General features: G+C 39.5%; 18 protein-coding genes. 12 read left to right on the forward strand and 6 right to left on the reverse strand.

Annotated features, from left to right (window positions below; translation table 11 throughout):
• The first annotated feature begins 42 nt into the window (after positions 1-42).
• Genes leuC through mobA form a run of 3 tightly spaced genes read left to right on the forward strand, consistent with a single transcriptional unit; the run spans position 43 to position 2,585 of the window.
• Positions 43-1,311 (forward strand): 3-isopropylmalate dehydratase large subunit, encoded by a 1,269-nt coding sequence (leuC, locus tag EPR_RS08680; protein WP_200762830.1) that lies wholly within the window; start codon positions 43-45, stop codon positions 1,309-1,311.
• A 12-nt stretch (positions 1,312-1,323) separates the two neighbouring features.
• On the forward strand, positions 1,324-2,010 hold the full coding sequence (gene sfsA / locus EPR_RS08685; protein ID WP_200762831.1) for a DNA/RNA nuclease SfsA: 687 nt from the start codon (positions 1,324-1,326) through the stop codon (positions 2,008-2,010).
• The gene (mobA, locus tag EPR_RS08690; RefSeq protein WP_200762832.1) at positions 1,998-2,585 is read left to right on the forward strand and encodes a molybdenum cofactor guanylyltransferase MobA; all 588 of its coding nucleotides are present in this window, start codon (positions 1,998-2,000) and stop codon (positions 2,583-2,585) included. Before sfsA ends, mobA begins: the two co-directional genes overlap by 13 nt.
• Before the next feature lie 34 nt (positions 2,586-2,619).
• Here the strand turns inward: mobA and EPR_RS08695 are convergent, their stop codons facing one another.
• Positions 2,620-3,075 (reverse strand): hypothetical protein, encoded by a 456-nt coding sequence (locus tag EPR_RS08695; protein WP_200762833.1) that lies wholly within the window; start codon positions 3,073-3,075, stop codon positions 2,620-2,622.
• A gap of 75 nt (positions 3,076-3,150) precedes the next feature.
• Between EPR_RS08695 and EPR_RS08700 the strand changes: the two genes are divergently transcribed.
• The 7 genes from EPR_RS08700 to EPR_RS08730 all read left to right on the forward strand — a co-directional run bounded on the left by EPR_RS08700 (position 3,151) and on the right by EPR_RS08730 (position 8,181).
• Positions 3,151-3,441, forward strand: coding sequence for a Dabb family protein (locus EPR_RS08700; protein ID WP_200762834.1), 291 nt, complete (start codon positions 3,151-3,153; stop codon positions 3,439-3,441).
• Positions 3,434-3,913: a cyclic pyranopterin monophosphate synthase MoaC gene (moaC, locus tag EPR_RS08705; RefSeq protein WP_200762835.1), complete on the forward strand. Its 480-nt coding sequence runs from the start codon at positions 3,434-3,436 to the stop codon at positions 3,911-3,913. The genes EPR_RS08700 and moaC overlap by 8 nt, the downstream gene beginning before the upstream one ends.
• 3 nt (positions 3,914-3,916) lie before the next feature.
• Positions 3,917-4,534: a DedA family protein gene (locus tag EPR_RS08710; protein WP_234697132.1), complete on the forward strand. Its 618-nt coding sequence runs from the start codon at positions 3,917-3,919 to the stop codon at positions 4,532-4,534.
• Positions 4,531-4,800, forward strand: a complete 270-nt coding sequence (locus EPR_RS08715) for an HP0495 family protein (RefSeq protein WP_200762836.1) — start codon at positions 4,531-4,533, stop codon at positions 4,798-4,800. Before EPR_RS08710 ends, EPR_RS08715 begins: the two co-directional genes overlap by 4 nt.
• A 256-nt stretch (positions 4,801-5,056) precedes the next feature.
• On the forward strand, positions 5,057-6,463 hold the full coding sequence (locus EPR_RS08720; RefSeq protein ID WP_200762837.1) for a DEAD/DEAH box helicase: 1,407 nt from the start codon (positions 5,057-5,059) through the stop codon (positions 6,461-6,463).
• A 122-nt stretch (positions 6,464-6,585) separates the two neighbouring features.
• On the forward strand, positions 6,586-6,918 hold the full coding sequence (locus EPR_RS08725) for a hypothetical protein (protein WP_200762838.1): 333 nt from the start codon (positions 6,586-6,588) through the stop codon (positions 6,916-6,918).
• Positions 6,919-6,981: 63 nt separating this feature from the next.
• On the forward strand, positions 6,982-8,181 hold the full coding sequence (locus tag EPR_RS08730) for a cation:proton antiporter (protein ID WP_200762839.1): 1,200 nt from the start codon (positions 6,982-6,984) through the stop codon (positions 8,179-8,181).
• Positions 8,182-8,183: 2 nt separating this feature from the next.
• On the opposite strand, the gene EPR_RS08735 is transcribed toward EPR_RS08730, so the two are convergent.
• The 4 genes from EPR_RS08735 to EPR_RS08750 are packed head-to-tail and all read right to left on the reverse strand — an operon-like array spanning position 8,184 to position 14,627.
• Positions 8,184-8,837 carry a class II aldolase/adducin family protein gene (locus tag EPR_RS08735; RefSeq protein WP_200762840.1) on the reverse strand — a complete coding sequence of 218 codons (654 nt, stop codon included), beginning with the start codon at positions 8,835-8,837 and terminating at the stop codon, positions 8,184-8,186.
• The gene (gene mtnA / locus EPR_RS08740; protein WP_200762841.1) at positions 8,786-9,868 is read right to left on the reverse strand and encodes an S-methyl-5-thioribose-1-phosphate isomerase; all 1,083 of its coding nucleotides are present in this window, start codon (positions 9,866-9,868) and stop codon (positions 8,786-8,788) included. The genes EPR_RS08735 and mtnA overlap by 52 nt, the downstream gene beginning before the upstream one ends.
• Positions 9,858-11,087 carry an S-methyl-5-thioribose kinase gene (gene mtnK, locus EPR_RS08745; protein WP_200762842.1) on the reverse strand — a complete coding sequence of 410 codons (1,230 nt, stop codon included), beginning with the start codon at positions 11,085-11,087 and terminating at the stop codon, positions 9,858-9,860. The genes mtnA and mtnK overlap by 11 nt, the downstream gene beginning before the upstream one ends.
• Before the next feature lie 18 nt (positions 11,088-11,105).
• Positions 11,106-14,627 (reverse strand): hydantoinase B/oxoprolinase family protein, encoded by a 3,522-nt coding sequence (locus EPR_RS08750; protein ID WP_200762843.1) that lies wholly within the window; start codon positions 14,625-14,627, stop codon positions 11,106-11,108.
• 71 nt (positions 14,628-14,698) lie between these two features.
• Here EPR_RS08750 and EPR_RS08755 point away from each other — a divergent pair, with 71 nt between their 5' ends.
• Positions 14,699-15,679 (forward strand): DUF6781 family protein, encoded by a 981-nt coding sequence (locus tag EPR_RS08755; RefSeq protein ID WP_200762844.1) that lies wholly within the window; start codon positions 14,699-14,701, stop codon positions 15,677-15,679.
• The gene (locus tag EPR_RS08760; RefSeq protein ID WP_200762845.1) at positions 15,663-16,145 is read left to right on the forward strand and encodes a BON domain-containing protein; all 483 of its coding nucleotides are present in this window, start codon (positions 15,663-15,665) and stop codon (positions 16,143-16,145) included. Before EPR_RS08755 ends, EPR_RS08760 begins: the two co-directional genes overlap by 17 nt.
• Here the strand turns inward: EPR_RS08760 and EPR_RS08765 are convergent.
• Positions 16,135-18,933 carry an EAL domain-containing protein gene (locus EPR_RS08765; RefSeq protein ID WP_200762846.1) on the reverse strand — a complete coding sequence of 933 codons (2,799 nt, stop codon included), beginning with the start codon at positions 18,931-18,933 and terminating at the stop codon, positions 16,135-16,137. The genes EPR_RS08760 and EPR_RS08765 overlap by 11 nt on opposite strands.
• Positions 18,934-18,977: the final 44 nt, after the last annotated feature.

Below are 18,977 nucleotides of genomic sequence, written 5' to 3' on the forward strand. Positions count from 1 at the left end.
TTTAATATGGTAAAATATCACAAAAATTTTAAAAGGCTTATTATGGGTCAGACGATAACCGAAAAAATATTCAGCGATCATGTAGGACGGGAGGTAAAAGCCGGCGAGATTATACAGTGCGAACTGGATATGATCATCGGAAACGACATAACCACACCGATATCTATAAAAGCTTTCAGGGAATCAGGTGCAAAAAAGCTGGCAAAACCCGATAACTTCGCCATAGTAATGGACCATTTCATACCTGCAAAAGATATAGCGAGTGCTAACCAGGCGAAAATCAGCCGCGACTTTGCATACGAACACGATCTTAAACACTTTTTTGACGAAAAGGATATGGGAATAGAGCATGCGCTGCTTCCCGAAAAGGGGCTCGTAGTTCCGGGCGATGTGATCATAGGTGCGGACAGCCACACCTGTACACACGGCGCTTTGGGAGCTTTCGCCACCGGTATGGGCTCAACCGACCTTGCATACGGAATGATAACAGGCTCAAACTGGTTCAGGGTCCCCGAATCTATAAAAGTGATATTCAAAGGAAAACCGCGCGAATTTGTCTACGGAAAAGATTTGATACTCGAGCTTATAAGGCTGATAGGTGTAGACGGAGCGCTTTACAAAGCGTTGGAATTTACAGGAGATACCATTGAACATCTGTCTATGGATGACAGATTCAGCCTTTGCAATATGGCGATTGAAGCCGGAGCTAAAAACGGTATTATTGCGGTAGACGAGATTACAAAAGAGTTTTTGAAAGATAAAAATCTCGCCCGTGAGCCGAAATTTCACTACAGCGACGAAGACGCCGTGTACGTAAGAACTGTGGAGATAGATGTGGCCAACCTGGAACCGGTCATCGCATATCCGCATCTCCCCAGCAACGGAAAACCTCTCAGTCAGGCCGTAAAAGACGACCTTGCCGTTGACCAGGTTTTCATAGGGAGTTGCACAAACGGAAGGCTTAGCGACCTTGCCATTGCAGCTGAGATAGTAAAAGGGAAAAAAGTGGCAAAACGAACAAGAATGATAGTAACGCCGGCTACGCAAAAAATCTTCAAAGAAGCCGAAAAACTTGGATATATCGATACTCTTATAGATGCGGGGGCAGTTGTCTCAAATCCTACATGCGGAGCGTGCCTCGGCGGGTATATGGGAATTTTGGGCGACGGCGAGAGATGTATAGCTACGACAAACAGAAACTTTGTAGGCAGGATGGGAGCAAGATCCAGCGAAATATATCTTGCAAACTCCGCTGTTGCAGCGGCAAGTGCGATAGCCGGTAAAATAGCAGACCCGAGAGAAATCATTTAATATTTGGTGGAAGTGATACTTTTTGACTTGAAAACTCTCGGAGAGCTGAAAAAAGGTTTTTTTATAAAAAGGCAAAACCGCTTTCTGGCTACTGCGAAAGTGGATGAGGAGATAAAAAAAATCCATATCGCAGACACCGGAAGACTTGAAGAGATACTAACACCCAAAAGAGAGCTTCTGCTTCTGAAAAACGCAGAGTCTTTAAAGACAGACTACACTCTTGTTGCGGCAAAAATGGAAGAGGGATGGGTTTTGATAAACACAAAACTTCATCCCGCAATCGCCCATATTGCCATTAAAAACGGAGTTTTGGGCTTCAAGCCTGAAATTATCAAAAAAGAGGTCAGATTTTTAAACAGCAGATTCGATTACAAAGCTGACAACGCCTATGTGGAACTTAAAGGGTGTTCCCTGGTACAAAACGGTTTTTGCCTCTTTCCAAACGCTCCCACCAGCAGAGGCACAAAACATATAAAAGAGCTGATAGAAGCCAAAAAGAGAGGCTACGAGGCATATATTCTTATCATGGCACTCAGACGTTGCAAATGCTTCAAACCCCATCCCGAAAGAGACGGCGAGTTCAAAAAAACATTTTACACAGCACTTAATGAGGGTGTAAAGTTCAAAGGTTTTTTTATAAAAATAGATGAAGAATTGAGAGTTGTATATGATGGAGAGTTGAATCTATGTCAAAGTTAGATATCCCCTGCATTATCTTCGCCGGTGGGAAAAGCAGCCGGATGGGAAAAGACAAATCACTTCTGCCATTCGCAGGATTTTCGACGCTGTCAGAGTATCAGTACAGAAGGCTTTCCAAAATTTTCAATAATGTCTACATCAGTGCAAAAGAGAACAAATTCAACTTTGCCGCACCTCTCATAAAAGATAGAGACTCTGCCCGGTTTGCTCCCACATTCGGTATCCTAAGCAGCTTTGAATCTCTGAACTCAGAATTTTTCGCGATAAGCGTCGATACCCCTTTTGTAGACAAAGAGGTGATAAAAAAACTGATTGAAAAAGCAAAACTTCACCCTAAAAAAGATGCTGTTATAGCAAGAACAAAAAGTGGCACACATCCGCTGATAGGAATATACAGACCAAGCATTGCCCCTAAAATAAAAGAGCTTGCCCAAAAAAAGAACTTCAAACTTAACTATCTTTTGAAAATTTCAAATACTCTTTTTGTAGATTTTGAAGATGAAGAGAAGTTTTTAAACCTGAACAGACCAGAAGATTATAACAGAGCTATTCATTTATTGAATCGTGATACGTGATAAGTTTTTGTATGGCAAAATCCGATTTCAATTCCTAATTCCCAATCAACTCCCTGGCCAACTTGGCGTCAAATTTTTTATAAATTCTCTCAAGTATTGCAAAATTCCTGTTTATAAAAAAATTCCTTTGGGAGACATTTTTTGCAAAATGGCTGTAATATTTCTTCGCTTTATCAACATCGCCTTCTATGAGATAGGCATCGGCTATATACTCAGCAGCATAATGCTCACCGGATTTCAAAGCTTTGGTTCCCGTTTCTATCGCTTTTTCAGGTTCACCGCCTACCAGATAGTACCACGATGCTTTGCCGTAAACTTCGGTTTTCTCCAGATATGCCGCATACTCACCGCAAAATTTCTGTTTTGTTGTGTCACCTTTTTTAACAACATAGTAATTGCATCTAAGCTCGCTCTTGTTCAGATCACACTTGCAGTCAGCCGCCGATAGAAAAACCGATAAAAACATTAAAGCAAAGGTTATCTTTTTCATAATAATTCCTTCTGATACGATTAATTTTATATTATCACTTTTTGGATAAAATATGCAAAAAGCCAAAGGTAGAAAATGGTAAAACATATAGTTTTTATGAAATTTCCGGACAAAACCGTATTGGAAAATGTCAAAGCAAAGCTTTTGTCGATGAAAGGGAATATAAAAGAGCTGAAAGATATCGAAGTGGGCATAAACTTTTCACCTGAGGAGAGAGCCTACCATATAGCATTGACAACTCTGTTTGAGAGCAAAGAGGCACTTGAAAATTATGCGGTACACCCCTATCATCAGGATATTATAAAATATCTCAAATCTTTGGGAGTCGAGAGCAAAGTTGTAGATTACGAGGTGGAAAATGGCTGATTTGACACATCTTGACGAAAAAAAACGGCCAAAAATGGTCGATGTGGGAGTAAAAGAAGAGAGCCAGAGGGTTGCAGTCGCAAGCGGTATGATAAAAATGAGCCGCGAAGCGTATGAGGCCGTTATAAACCAGACGACAAAAAAAGGAGCCGTTTTGCATACGGCTGTGATCGCGGCTATCATGGGAGCAAAAAAGACGCCGGATCTGATTCCGATGTGTCATCCACTGCTTCTTACCTCTATAAACTGCGATGTAGAAGAACTTCCCGAACTTCCTGGTTTCAGACTGACACTTACTTGCAAACTGAGAGGAAAAACAGGTGTGGAGATGGAAGCTTTGACCGGTGTAAGCATCGGTCTTTTAACCATTTACGATATGGTAAAAGCTATAGACAAAAGTATGGAGATAAAAGATATAAGACTCGAATCCAAAAGCGGCGGTAAAAGCGGCGATTTCGTCAGAAAAGGGTAAAGTTTGCTTCACGGCATAATCGAGTGGATAGTCTCTACGGTTTCAGACCTGGGATATATAGGAATTTTTATTATGATGTTTTTGGAAAGCAGCTTTTTCCCTTTTCCGAGCGAAGTGGTAATGATACCTGCAGGATACCTGGCTTCAATCGGTAAAATGAACATCTATCTGGCTATATTTTCAGGTATAGCGGGTTCTTTGGCCGGTGCGGTATTTAACTATTTTCTGGCTTTGAAATTAGGGCGCTCCTTTTTGAGCAGATGGGGAAGATATCTGTTTATCAAAGAAGCGACTCTTCAGAAAATGGAAAGGTTTTTCGAAAAACATGGCCACATCTCCACATTTTCCGGAAGGCTGATTCCTGCTGTCAGACAGTATATATCTTTGCCTGCCGGTCTTGCAAGGATGGATCTGGCTCTTTTTGCTTTTTATACAAGTCTTGGGGCGGGCATATGGGTTACCATACTGGCTCTTCTTGGTTTTTTTATAGGAAATAACGAAAAATTAATAGAAGAGTATCTTCATTTCATCATTGCAGCAACTCTTGCATCTTTATCTGTTATAATATTTATATACATAAAATTAAAAACAAAAAGCCTTTTAAAAGGAGAGAGACTATGAAAGAGATGGGAGATTTTGAACAAAAAGTTCAGATTGAGTATCCAACAGTATGGAGATATAAAGTAATAGGTGAAGACGCCAAAAAAACAAGAGAAGCGATAGAGTCGGCAGCAAAAAATCTTCCTTGTTCCGTAACCTTTTCAAAACTGAGCACAAAGGGAAAATATCAAAGTTTCAATGCTGATATTTTTGTGCACAGCGAAGAGGAGAGAGAAGAGATATACCGCTCTTTGAAAAAACACTGCGATATAACAATGGTTCTTTAGCCGAAAAAGGTCTCATAAAACAAATAGTTTTATTTCCTGTCCTTAATTTAAGCTTTAACGGGTACAATTCCGCATACCTTTGATAGATTGCCTATCAAAGAGAGTAAAATTTAAATAACGATTCGATTTTAACCTCTCACCTCTAAACCCCTCGACTATATTTTAGATGTGACCCATGCAAAATTGGATCGGTATATTGAATAACGATATTCCTTTTTTGGCAGCTCAAGGGTAAATACACATTTAAAGAAGAAAAATGACATTTCAAGATTTCAATCTTAAACAGCCTATTATGAAGGCAATCGAAGAAGCAGGATTCAAAGAACCAAGTCCTGTTCAAAAAGAAGCGATACCATTGGTTCTTCAAGGAAAAGACGTAGTAGCTCAGGCACACACAGGGACAGGAAAAACTGCAGCATTCGGACTGCCGGTGCTTAATATGCTAGAATTAAACGGCGAAGTTGAAGCTTTGGTAATTGTCCCTACAAGAGAACTTGCGACTCAGGTAAGTGACGAGATATTCAAACTGGGCAAGTTTTTAGGGATCAGAACTGCCACTGTTTACGGAGGCTCATCCTATTCCAGACAGCTGAAGCATATAGAAAATGCCTCTATTGTCGTTGCAACTCCCGGAAGGCTTCTTGATCTTCTCAAAAGCGGGAAAATAGAACTAAACCCTACTTTCGTTGTTCTCGACGAAGCAGATGAGATGCTCGATATGGGATTTTTGGACGATATAAAAGAGATTTTCGAATTTTTGCCTTCAAACAGACAGACGATGCTTTTCAGCGCGACAATGCCAAACGAGATAAAAGAGCTTGCAAGAAAAATACTCTTCAACCCTGAATTTATATCCATTACAAAAAACGAAATAACAAACGTAAACATTAAACAGTACTATTATGTAATTGACGAGCATGAAAGGGATGAAGCTCTTATAAGGCTTCTGGACTACAAATCTCCTGCCAAGTCGATAATTTTCTGTAGAATGAAAAAAGAGGTTGATAGACTTGCAGATTTTCTAAATGCACAGGGATACAATGCGAAAGGTCTCCACGGAGACATGCAGCAAAGACAAAGAGAAGAAGTTATCAGAGGATTTAAAAAAGGAAATCTGGAGATACTGATAGCGACAGATGTTGCGGCAAGAGGTCTGGATATCAGCGATGTTTCCCATGTATTTAACTATCACCTTCCCTTTGACAGTGAAAGTTATGTCCATAGAATAGGAAGAACGGGAAGAGCTGGAAGAGAAGGCATTGCAGTATCTATAGTCACTCCACATGAGTTCAAAGCGCTTCTTAGGATACAGAAAAACGTTGGAAGCTCCCTTGTAAATAAAGAGGTTCCTTCAGCAAAAGATGTTAGCAGCAAAAAACAGTCATCTCTTGTGGAGTCTATAAAAGAGCAGGAAGTAAATACTGAAGCTATCGAACTTGTAGAAGCCCTTAAAGCAGAGTATGATATCTCAGAAATAGCTTTCAAATTGGCTTCAGTTGTTGCCCAAAACCATAAGGTAAAAGGTTCCAACAAAATAGGAAAGAGCAAAAAAGAGATCGAGTGGCTGATTAAAGAGTTCGTGAAGCAAAAATCTCATTCAGGCAGAGGCAGAGGCCACCAAAAAAGATTCAACAGAGGCGGACAGAGGCAAAGAAGAAGATAATCTCTTCTTGCCTTCAAAACATCTTCTTTTTCTTTACATTATAAAAATTTCTAATACAAAATCTTTAATATCTATTAAATTTTTTTATGTTAATATTGTTTTGTAACTGCAAGGAGCATACTGTGAAACCTTACTCTATGCTAATAATTGCAGCATGTGCTACTCTAAGTTTCGGCTACTCCTCACAAGGTATGACTGCATATAAAAAATTATGCAGCAAATGCCATGGCCCCGCCTTCAAAGGCGCTGCCATGCTAAATAGTGACGAATGGGTCGAAATCTTTGGTAACAATGCGGCAAAACTGAGAGAACTTCACAAAAAGTACCCAAAAGCTTTGAAAAAAATTGATTCCGGCTATTTCAAAAGAAGAGCGATTCATCTGCAAAAATTTATGAAAAACAACGGCCGGGACATGGGTGTGGTCAGAAGCTGCGACGGACTTAACTGCGGATAACTCTTCAACTCCTACTCCTCTTTTTATGTATAATAATGTTGATATTATTGAAGGAAGGGCTCTATGGATGCACACAGTTTTTTCCTTGCGCTTTTTCTTATACTTGTAACAGCGAGAATCCTTGGTGAACTGTTTGCAAGACTCGGCATTCCTTCAGTATTGGGAGAGCTAAGTGCCGGCATACTTTTAGGGGCTTCCGGGTTTGGTATCATAGAGCCAAATGAAGCTTTAAAACTTCTTGCCGAAATAGGAATAATCCTTCTTCTTTTCGAAGTGGGTCTTGAAACAGATATAAAAAGGCTCAAAGAAGCCGGTTTCAAATCGCTTATAGTAGCACTTTTCGGAGCAGTTTTTCCATTTGCGGCAGCTTTTATAATCAGTTACTACTATTTCCATCTGGATATATACACATCCATGTTCGTTGGCGGAACTCTTACAGCCACAAGCATAGGTATCACACTCAGAGTCCTCAAAGATCTTCACAAAGAACAAACCTCGGTTGCTCAGATAGTGATAGGTGCGGCAGTAATAGACGACATCATAGGTGTTATTTTGCTCGTGTTTATATACGATTTTTCTGTTTCAAAAACACTCGATATGTCAAATGTTGCATCCGTATCTCTGTTTATTCTCATGTTTCTTCTGTTGGCTCCCGCCCTTGCAAATATCATGTCCGAACTGATAAGAAAGTTCGACAAACACAATAGGGTCCCGGGGTTTATACCAACAGTCATAATATCTCTCATTCTTCTGTTTGCGTATCTTTCAAAAGAGTTTGGAGCCCCTGAAATACTCGGCTCTTTTGCTGCGGGTCTGGCTCTTTCAAGAAGGTTTTTTCTTCCTTTCGGACTGGGTCTTAAAAAAGATGAATACTTTGTAAAAAAAGTGGAAAATGCAATGACACCGATTATCCAGCTTTTTACACCGATTTTTTTCGTTATGGTGGGACTATCGATGAATCTAAAAGCCATAGATTTTACATCTTCAATATTTTGGGAAATGTCACTGGCATTTTTAGTCATTGCGGTTTTGGGAAAATATCTTGGTGCTTTTTTGATAACCGCAAAATGTACGCTGAACAAAGTTCTTATAGGAATCTCAATGGTACCGAGAGGCGAGGTGGGACTGATATTTGCAGAGATAGGAAGATTAAACGGTATACTTAGCAACGAAATATATGCTGTTTTGATTTTTGTAATTGTAGTAACTACTTTAATACCGCCCTTTTTGCTCAAATATCTTTTCAAATTCGAATGCGCCTGATATCACGCCTTTAAAACCTCTCCTACAAGTTCCAGTAGTTTTCCTTCAGCCTCTTTTAGATTTCTGCCAAATACCATTACTCCGTCTTTATGTCCCGCCATGGCAAAGAGAGGGTCTGAGAGAGGATTGAACTTAGCATAAAGGGCGTTTACCTCATCTATCATTTCCAAAGATCCGTACTCGGTATCTTCGCCTGTGGCAAGATATCCGTTTTGAAGCATATACTCCCAGATTCTGTTTGAATGTATATGTATAACTGCCCCTATTTTTTCGTCCAGATTGTATATCGTGGCATGGGTGAGGCTTTCGCTGCTAGGTTTCACTCCGCCGCGTGATTTTAAAAAAAATCTCCTGTCATCATACTCTTCCACCAGAGCATAAAAGTTCCCGTCCATCTCCTTCAGATGTCCCGTTTGCGTACCTGTAACCACAAAAGAGCTCTTTTTAACTCTCTTGCTTATATTTCCGTATCCTATGCCTCCATACTCTCCTATGAGTTTCAGACAGACAAGCCTCTGTCTTACCATTTCGATATCTTCCCAGAGCTCTTTTTCCAAAGCCCGGCACATTGTATGCACAAATTCGTACTTTATAACACCATCTATCATAAAATATCTCCAAACATCTCTGCTATCGCCTCTTTTTTTGCCTCGCAAACTCCTCTTTCGGTAATAAGTCCCGTTATAAGTCTTGCGGGAGTTACATCAAAACCGTAGTTTGCACACCGTGAACCATCCGGGACAATCTGAACCTCTTCCAAAGAACCGCTTTTGGTGCGTCCTCTTATAAACTTCACCTCATCCTCGCTTCTTGTCTCTATGGGTATCTGCTTCAGTCCGTCCTCTATGGAAAAGTCGAATGTGGATGCGGGAAGAGCCACATAAAACGGAACTTTGTTGTCCTTTGCGGCAAGAGCTTTGAGATAGGTTCCTATCTTGTTTGCCACATCACCGCTCAGACTCACCCTGTCGGCACCGGTTATACAGACGTCAACCATCCCGTGCTGCATAAGATGCCCACCTGTATTGTCGGCTATTACCGTATGTTTTATACCGGCTTCGGAAAGCTCCCATGCAGTCAGATTCGCACCCTGGTTTCTGGGCCTTGTTTCATCGACCCATACATGAACATCCACTCCTCTTCTGTGAAGCTCATATATAGGGGCCAGTGCGGAGCCGTCGTCGACAATTGCCAGCCAACCGGCATTGCAGTGGGTCAGAATATTAATGGAATTTCTGTTTTTTTCTTTCATAATCTTCTCAAAAATATCCGCCCCCGTTTTTCCTATGCTGCGGCATCTGACAACATCTTCGTCACATATGGCCACTGCCTCTTTTTTCAACCTTTCGGCCATATCCGAAGCAGTACATTTTTCAGCCACTTCGAGCATCCTGTCAACTGCCCACATAAGATTTACGGCCGTTGGCCTGGACTCTCTTATATTTTTTGCCTCTTTTCTTACCTCTTCTATTTTGCCGCTGCTTTGGCGTGCTGCCAGGTATACGCCGAAAGCTGCCGTATTTCCTATAACGCCGGCACCTCTTACCGTCATATTTTTTATAGCCCTGGCGCACTGCTGGGCACTTTTTATGATAAGCGTTCTTTTTTCAAAAGGAAGGAACCTCTGGTCTATCACCTCAAGATATCCTTCTTCATTAAGCCATAAAGCTCTGTATCTACCCTGCATTACTCTTCCTTAAAATATCTGTCAGATCATTTATACCTGTTATATTTTCATAGTTTTTTACAAAATTGACACCTGTTTGAAGCGCTCTTCTTTGTGCCTCTTTTCGAAGGGCTTCATTCTCAATGCCTCTTATCTCCTCTACGCCTGCTATGCCAAAAACCCTTCTTGCCATTTTGCATCCCGCAAATCCCATGCTCTGTTTCAAAATATCCTCCATAAACTCTCTTCTGAAACTCTCCATATACTCTTCATCTATAAAGCCGGGGATTATAAGTGCGCTCTCTTGCTGCTCTCTCCAGAGCTCAAGAAATTTCGATTCGAATTTTTCCCAGATCTGTTCTATCGTATCTAGAATCCACTCTCTGTACTCTTTGGAACTTCCCAAAACCGAATGGGAGATATAGGAGTTTGCCATATTGGCTATCAAAGCTCCGATATCAAAACCGAAGGGTCCGAAAAACGCAAATTCAGGGTCTATTACAAATGTCTCTTTCTCATTCGCCATTATCGAGCCTGTATGAAGATCCCCATGTAAAAGAGCGTCGCAACTTGACATAAAAAGATATTTCAGCTTCAATACTTTTTTCTTGAACTCCATATCCGAAAAAAGATTTTCGGCCATCTCTTTATTCATATCTTCCACAAAATTTGTTTCATGCTCCATATAAGGGAATGTAAAGACAAAATCCTCTGTAAGTTTGCAAAGTTCGGTATTTTGGTTGAACCTGTCCATCAAACGCCGTTTCTCTGTGCTTGAGAGATATAAAGAAGAGGTGAAAAAGAGCGTTTTGGCCAAAAAAGTGGATATCTGTTCTGCAAAGTTGCAATATTTTATCCCTTTTATAAGTCCTTTTCTCAAAATCAGATGATCTTTGAGATGCTGCATAACTACCACGCTCATCTCTTCGTCCGAGTGGTAAATCTTCGGAGCATATTCTGGCGAAAGCCTCTCATACTCTCTTAAAGCTCTTATTTCGAAAGTCATCCTCTCTCTTGATAGGGGAAAATCCTCTCCGGCACACCTGAGATACGGTACTGCCTGCTTTACAATCAGCGATTTTTCAGGATTTTTCCTTGATTTTGCCACAAAAACGAAGTTAAGGTTGCCGTCACCTATCTCGCTGACCTCAAGGTCATCACCCTCAAAAAAATCTCTGATACCCTCATTTTTATAAAGAAAATCCTGCAGACTCTCGGGTCTGAGTATCTCATATCCCATACTCGATCCTTTTACAAATTACAAAATTTTACCATACCCTCCCCCTCCGGGAGTAAGTATTCTAACTCTGTCTCCTTTTTTGACTTTTATCAGCGTTTTTGAAGTGAGATTGTAGCTTTTGCCATCTCTTATGAGTATATTTTTGCCTCTTTTGCCGCTTTGTCCGCCTTTGAGCCCGAAAGGCCGGAATACTCTTCTTTCACTGAGTATCGAAAAATCGAGCTCTTTTAAAAACTCCATCTCTCTTATCACACCGTCTCCTCCACTGTGGTGTCCTTTGCCGCCGCTGCCTTCTCTTACGGAAAACTCGCGTATGATAACAGGGTATCTTCTTTCTATCACTTCCGTATCTGTAATCCTGGTGTTTGTCATATGCGTATGCACTGCGTCGGCTCCGTTGCTTAGCGGCGTAGCTCCAGCCCCTCCGGCTACAGTTTCATAATATCCGAAACTGCTGTCTCCAAAAGTTATGTTGTTCATACACCCTTGACTTGCAGCCGCAGCATCAAAGGCTCTTAGCAAAACATCGACAATCCTTTGGGAAGTTGTTACGTTGCCTCCGACTACCGCAGCCTCTTTTGAAGGGTTCAGTATGGAATTTTGCCTCAGATTGATCCTTATCGGACGCAGGATGCCATCATTGAGCGGTATCTCCTCTTTGAGCATAACTCTCAAAGCATACATCACGGCAGACCTTACGACTGATGGCGGCGTGTTCTGGTTTGAAAACACTTCTATGTCCGATTTTGAAAAGTCAAACAGCGCACCGCCCTCTTCATCTATATCTATTTCTAGAAATATCCTGCTTCCATCATCCATAAAGTCATAAGCTTTTAACTTTTTTCGCCGGTTTTTAAGAAAATTTCTGCAAGCCTCTTCACTGATTTTCTGGATATCCTCCATATACTCAAGAACCCTTTTTTGGCCAAACTCTTCCATTATTGCCAAAACACCTTCTATCCCCTCCCTGGCAGCCGATATCTGCGCCTTCACGTCGGATATGTTGTCTGCTATCTTTCTTGCTCCTGCACGGTTGAGTATATCTATGAGTCTCTCCTCTTTGAAAATACCCTTTTGGACGATCCTGAAACTTTCTATCACAGCCCCCTCTTCGAAAAGAGACTTGGAAAAAGGCGGCATGGAGCCTGGCACACTTCCTCCTATATCTGCATGATGTCCCCTGGCTGCCGTCCAGAAAAGCACTCTGCCGTTCTCAATAAAAGGCGCACACACGGTAATGTCCGGCAGGTGTGAGCCTCCCTCATAAGGAGCGTTTGATATGAACAGATCGCCTTTTTCAAAACGGGAGTACTTCTGTATCAAAGATTTGACCACACTGCTCATGGACCCCAGATGTACAGGTATGTGAGGGGCGTTTGAGACTAGATTTCCATCTTTATCAAAAATTGCACACGAAAAATCAAACCTCTCTTTGATATTTGTAGAAACTGCCGTTTTTTTAAGAACATCTCCCATTTTGGCTGCAACATATGCAAACCTCTTTGAAAGAAGAGCCGTCTGTATCGCAAAAAAACCTTTGCCTCTGTTCTCTTGAGACAGATCTCTTATCATTATTTCGATATCACCGTGTTTTGTGATAACAGCTTCGCATCCAGGTTCCACAAATATTGTGGAGGTATCCTGCAGTATAACCGCACAACCCGCTATTTTCTGCGATGCTTTGAGCAGACTCAAATCATAGACATCAGCTTCGATCCATTCGCCTTTAAAGAAGATTTTGGTTTTATCCAGAGGCTGTGGAGGTGCTGAAGAAAACTCTATCTGGTCTCTTTTGGGTTTTTCGGTTTTGACCAATGCCACAAGCCTTACGGCTTCAACCACAATTTTTCTATCCATAACAAAACCGAAAACTCTTTTATGCACCTGCTCAAAACTCTTTTTTGCTTCATTGTCAGCTTCTATCTGCAAAGATGTATCCGTTCCTTCGTATTTCAAAAACATATATCTTTTAAACTCTATATTTTCGTATCTCTCAAGCTCTTTTACAGCTTTTCTTTCAAGCTCTTCAAAAACTTTTTCGTCAAATTCATCAAGATATACATCAACACTTTTCGAATACTCTTTTATTATGTCCGCATATGCTATACCAACGGCAGAGAGAATACCCGCATCCTTGTGGATAAAAACCTTTTTTATCCCGAGTTTTCTGGCAACAGATACGGCGTGCTGCCCTCCTGCGCCTCCAAAAGAGCATAGAATATGGTTTTCGGGAGCAAATCCGTAAGAAGCTGTCACCTCTTTTATCGCCTTTGCCATATTTTCGTTTGCCACCTCTATAAAACCTTCGGCAATCTCCTCTATACTCATATCCAGACCGACATCTCTTCTCAGTTTCTCAAACTCCTTCTTTGAAGCATCGATATCGAGCGGCTCATTTCGGTTTTTTCCGAAAATTTTCGGAAAACGCTCCGGCAAAATCCTGCCTGTAACCAAATTTGCGTCTGTTATGGCAAGAAATCCTCCAAAACGATAGCAGACTGGACCTGGATACGAACCGGCACTCTCGGGTCCGACTTCAAACATACGGTTTTTATAAAAAAGCCTGCTCCCTCCTCCTGCGGCAACCGTATGGATATCTACCTGCGGATACTTTATACGTATCCCGTTTATCGTATCTTCAAACTTTATCCCTATCTCCCCATCAAATCTGCATACGTCCGTACTTGTACCTCCCATATCAAAACCGATAATAGGAGTCCCTTCGTAAATGGCTGACAGAGCCGTGACCCCTCCTGCAGGGCCGCTTAAAAGTGAGTTTGCACCCCTGAACTCTTCAGAAAGACATAGCCCCCCGTTTGACTGCATGAAAAGAAGCTTGGAACCAGGGTCTTTTGAAAACTCTTTCTTGAAATTTTTTATATACTTTTTAAGCAGCGGGGTAAGATATGCATCAACAACTGCCGTATCGGCTCTGTCTACAATCTTCACAAGAGGCATCACTTCGGATGAAAGCGTAATATTTTCAAATCCAAGCCTTGCGGCTATCTTTTTTACCTCTTTTTCATGTCCGTCAAATCCGTAACTGTGAAGAAACGCAACCGCAACACTTTTTGAAGAGATTTTCGAAAGTTTCTCCTCAACCTCTTTTTCGTCAAGTCGGGTTTCAACCCTGAAGCCGCCTTTTTGGGGCAATACTCTCTCATTTATCTCGATTACCTCTTTGTAAAGCACTTCCGGCTTTTTAATATCAAGAGCAAAGATATCGGGTCTGTCCTGATAGCCGATAACAAGAGTGTCACGAAAACCTTTCGTAATTACGAGAGCCGTATCGGCACCTTTTCTTTCCAACAGAGCGTTTGTGGCGATAGTCGTCCCCATTCTTATCCATTCAAACATTGATGGGTCAATCTTTTCAAACTCTTTTTTGTAGATCTCTTTTAAAACCTCTTTTATCGCATAACTGCAGGAATCTTTATAAAAAGGAGAATTAGACAATACTTTCTTTATTATCTTTTTTTCGCCAAACTCGGCATATATATCGGTAAAAGTTCCGCCTCTGTCTATAGCAATCCTAAGCATTGTAAACCTTTGCTATAATAAAAGTTGTAGAAACATCTAAGATGATTTTACAATTCTACCAAAGGGCAGCTATGCAAAAAGATAAACTACTTGAAGATTTGGCAAAAACGGATGATTTGAAAGATTATGTGGAAAATTTGGTAAAAGATGCCAAAAAGGAGAAAGAAGAAAAAATTGAAGAGCTTTTAAAAGAAAAAGATAGAATCGAACACGAAATAGATCTGCAGAAGGAGCAGATAAAACATATTTTAAATGATGTTTTCGAAACTCTCGAAGAGATCGCATCAGAACTTGAAGAAGAAAAAAGGGAGATTTTGCTGAAATCTCTTGAGGAGAGTAAATTACGTAGTCTGGAGTTTCTTGGCATTTTGAAAGAGACAACCGAGGCTGCCATTTTAACGGTTCTTGAAAAGGGTGAAGATGTTGAGGATACTATAAGAGAGATAACAAAAAATATAACTTTTGAATCGTTAAGCGAAAACAGGCTTGATCTAAAACATATTGAGGATGTTTCAAAAACGATTTTAACGGTATCGGCAGAAATTGCTGCAGTATCGCTTAATTATAGTGATGAAATTCTCAAAGGAAGCGTGTACGGAGTAAAACAAGGAGTTGCAAAAAGTATCGCAAAATTCAAAGAATCACTCGAGTTTACACCGATAGAAGCAAGAGAGATGATTGTAACAAACTATGAAAAAATAATAGAAGATTTGGAAAAAGTGGAAGACTTATACTCCCATACGATTAAAAACGTGGCTTTGAAAGCGGATGTAAGTGTCAGAAACAAACTGCTTAAACTCGCGGAGGAGATGGAAAGAAATCTAACAAGGCTGGCCAGCGAAGCAAATGAAGCGATAGAGACACTTAAAACGACATTTTCAGAATTTGCAAAAGAGGCCGCTTCTAAAAGTACTGTTTTAAAAGAGAAGGCCGAAGAGGCAAAAAAACTGGGCTTAAGAGCTTTCTCAACGGCAAAGGCAGCTGTGGAAGGAGCAATAAAAGGGGCTAAAGAGGCTATAGCAAAGGAGCAGAAGGATGATAAAGAGAGATAGTCTCCTTGCGGGTATAGTCGCATCGGCTCTTATGATATCGACTTTAAACGCCGCCTCTTTCGAAGACATCAATAAAACCACCCAGGAACTTTTGAAAGAGGCATATGAGATGATGAAAAAGTCTCAGGAGATAATAGAGTCGTTTACCCTTAAAGAGCAAAAAGCGATTCCCTCAACAAAAAGCGGCTTTCAACTCTATTATAAAAAAATAGAAAATGAAGCACCTGTAGAAAAAAGAAGTGATATATTGATAATTACTCAGATAAAATACAGACTGCTTGCCAAAAAAGAGATAGCTTCCGGCAATATTCTTGTAACCGCAAATGATGGGAAAGTTCAGCTGTTTGGAAAAGTGGCTTCAAAAGAGCAGGCCGAAGAGGTAATATCCACAGCCCTCACAGTTGCAGGAGTAAAAGAAGTGGAATCTTTTTTGATTGTTATCGAACCCTCCGTAGTTACGTTATAGCCTCTTTGGAAACTGGTTTGCCTATATAAAAACCCTGCATATAATCGACTCCTATATTTTCCATCATCCTTTTGATCTCTTCATCTGCTACAAACTCAGCGATCGTTTTTATACCCAACTCTTTAGTAAATGTAATAACTGCTTTTACAAGAGCAGCAGACTTTTCATCAGAAGTTATATTCTTTATAAGAGAGCCGTCGATTTTTAGATAATCGACTCCCATATTGAGAATATATGCAAAATTTGAATAACCGCTTCCAAAGTCGTCTATAGCCAGTTTGCATGAGCATTTCTTAACATTTCTGGCAAACTTCATTAACTCTTCATAGTTCTTTACCTCTTCGGATTCTGTTATTTCAAAAACCACTCTTCTTGATATATCATATTTATCTATACTGTTTTTAATTGCTTCGGCAATTTCTGCACTTTCGATATCCAAAGTGGAGATGTTTATTGATATCTCTTCATCTCTATTTTCAAAAACCCTGAACGCCTTGTCTATCACGATTTTTGTAATCTGTGTATAAAGTTTCGATTTTTTAGCAATATCTAAAAACTCGTAAGGAAGCACGATTTTTCCGTCTTTGTCTATAATTCTTACCAGTGCTTCGTATTTTTCTATCTTTTTTGTTGCAGTATTAACTATCGGCTGAAAATATGGCTCCACCCTGTCTTCTTTAATGGCCTCTTTTATTTTTCTGATCCACTCTGTATTTTTTTTATACTCCTCTTCGGATGATTTACCGCTATCATAAACAATTATCTTTTTCCTGAGATTTTTTGCATTTTTAAGAGCAGCGTCGGCTTCAAGCAAAAGCTTGTCAAAGTCCTTATATTGTCCATATTTTGCGATAGCAACACCTGCACTAACCTGTACGGCTATCTCATTATCTTCGTAAAGAACAGTTTTTTCTTCAATGTATCCTATAAGCCTTTTTACAAACTCCAAAACCTCATCTTTTTCAATTTTTTCATGTGATACGATAGCAAACTCATCGGATGGAAACCTATAAACCTTGAATTTTTGCCCGATAAACTCTTGTATCCAGTTAGCCATATTTTTCAGGACAAGATTTCCAGCCTCGTATCCGTAAAAATCGTTCAACATTCTGAAGTCATCTATATTGAGTATTATAAAAAGAACAGCATTTCTGCTTCTTTTGAGATCTTCAAGAAGTTTTGTACGGTTGGGAAGATTGGTAAGAGTATCAAAATAGAGCATTTTTCTTATCTGCTCTTTACTGTTGACAAGTTCTGTTACATCATACGCCGCAACAACATACTCTTTGACATCTCCCTTTTCATTTGTTATAGGAACTATAGTAGTAATAGTAATAAAAAATTCTCCGTTTTTCTTTCTGTTTTTAATTACACCTTTCCATATTTTTTTCGATTTTATCGTTTCCCATATTTTTGAAGAGATCTCTTTAACCATATCTGGACATATTAAATCACTGTACTCTTTGCCTAAAATATAATCTTTACTACAGCCCGAAACTTCAAGAAAAGAGTCATTTGCATATGTAATAAATCCTTTGCTATCCATCTTTATGACTAGAGAGCTTGCATCTAGAGCCTTTTTATACCCTTCTAAAAAGCTTATCTGCTTTTTAATTTCATATGCCATCTTTTCAAACGCTTTTGCAACATCGGCCATCTCATCTTTTGTATCTACTTTTGTATCCACATCAAAATTTCCCTTCGATATATCTAAAGAGGCTCTTTGAATTTTTTCAAGAGATTTTATTGTAGAGTAGTAGATACCCGCAAAAAGAATAAATGCAATGAAAATAGTTATAAAAAGCCCTGCAGTATAGAATAAAATCATAACAATCGTCTCTTTTTCCCTCTTCTTAAGATCAGTCTCAATCTTCTGAAGAACCGTATCATATAGCATAAATACCTCATCTATAATAGAGGTGGCATAACTAAAGAATTTCTTGGGCTTTTCATTTTCTAAATTCTTATCCGAAATCAACCGATTTACTCTTTTTAGATACTCTTCGATCAGCTTTCGGCTTTTCAAAACTCTTTTTTTAATCTCATGGGAGGTCTTAGGATTGGCTTTTATATAATGAAAAAGGTTTTGATACACACTCTCTAGAGCAGAATATATAAGAGCATACATCTCGATAAGCTCTCTTTCATTCTCTTTTGTAATCTTATTATTTGCAAGAATTCCCGTTATATATCCTCTCATTCTGCCTAGATATTCGGCAAGATTTGGAATTTTATCAAATACTGCTATAGAGAGATAATAGTTTTCAATATTTTTATCTCTGGATATATCAAATATATTTGATACCTCTTTTATGATAATAATAATATTGGACAGAAGTTTTGTGTGCAGATCAAAACTGTTCATTTCATTTTTTTTAAAGTTTTTTAGTTTTACGCTTTTCCATATCCTTTCGGCTTCTATAAATGTAGAGAGATTTTTTAAAACCTTTCCTTCTTTGGCATCGAATCTCTTTAGATTTTCAAATGATTTATCAATCTCTTTTTCCAAAATCTCAATATCTTTTTTGAAAGAGACATCACCTTTAAGATATCCTTCCATCATTCCTCTATGTTGTTGAATAGTTTTTATCAACTCCTTTAAAGCTTTGATATATCCTATTGCCGTCTGTTCATTTTGTAGTATAGAAATCTCTTTAAACAGTGATTGATAGGAGAGAAATGCGGGAGAGATAAAAGGAAGTATTATTGCTACGGCTATTATTGTAAATTTTTTTTTGTAATCTAGCCTTTTCATAAAAAGAACAATAGGTTTTATAAAACTAAGCATATCACCTGCCTTATTCTATCTACATTTGGAAAAATTAGATTGAA

The organism is Nitrosophilus alvini, assembly GCF_015100395.1.
Lineage (GTDB): Bacteria > Campylobacterota > Campylobacteria > Campylobacterales > Nitratiruptoraceae > Nitrosophilus > Nitrosophilus alvini.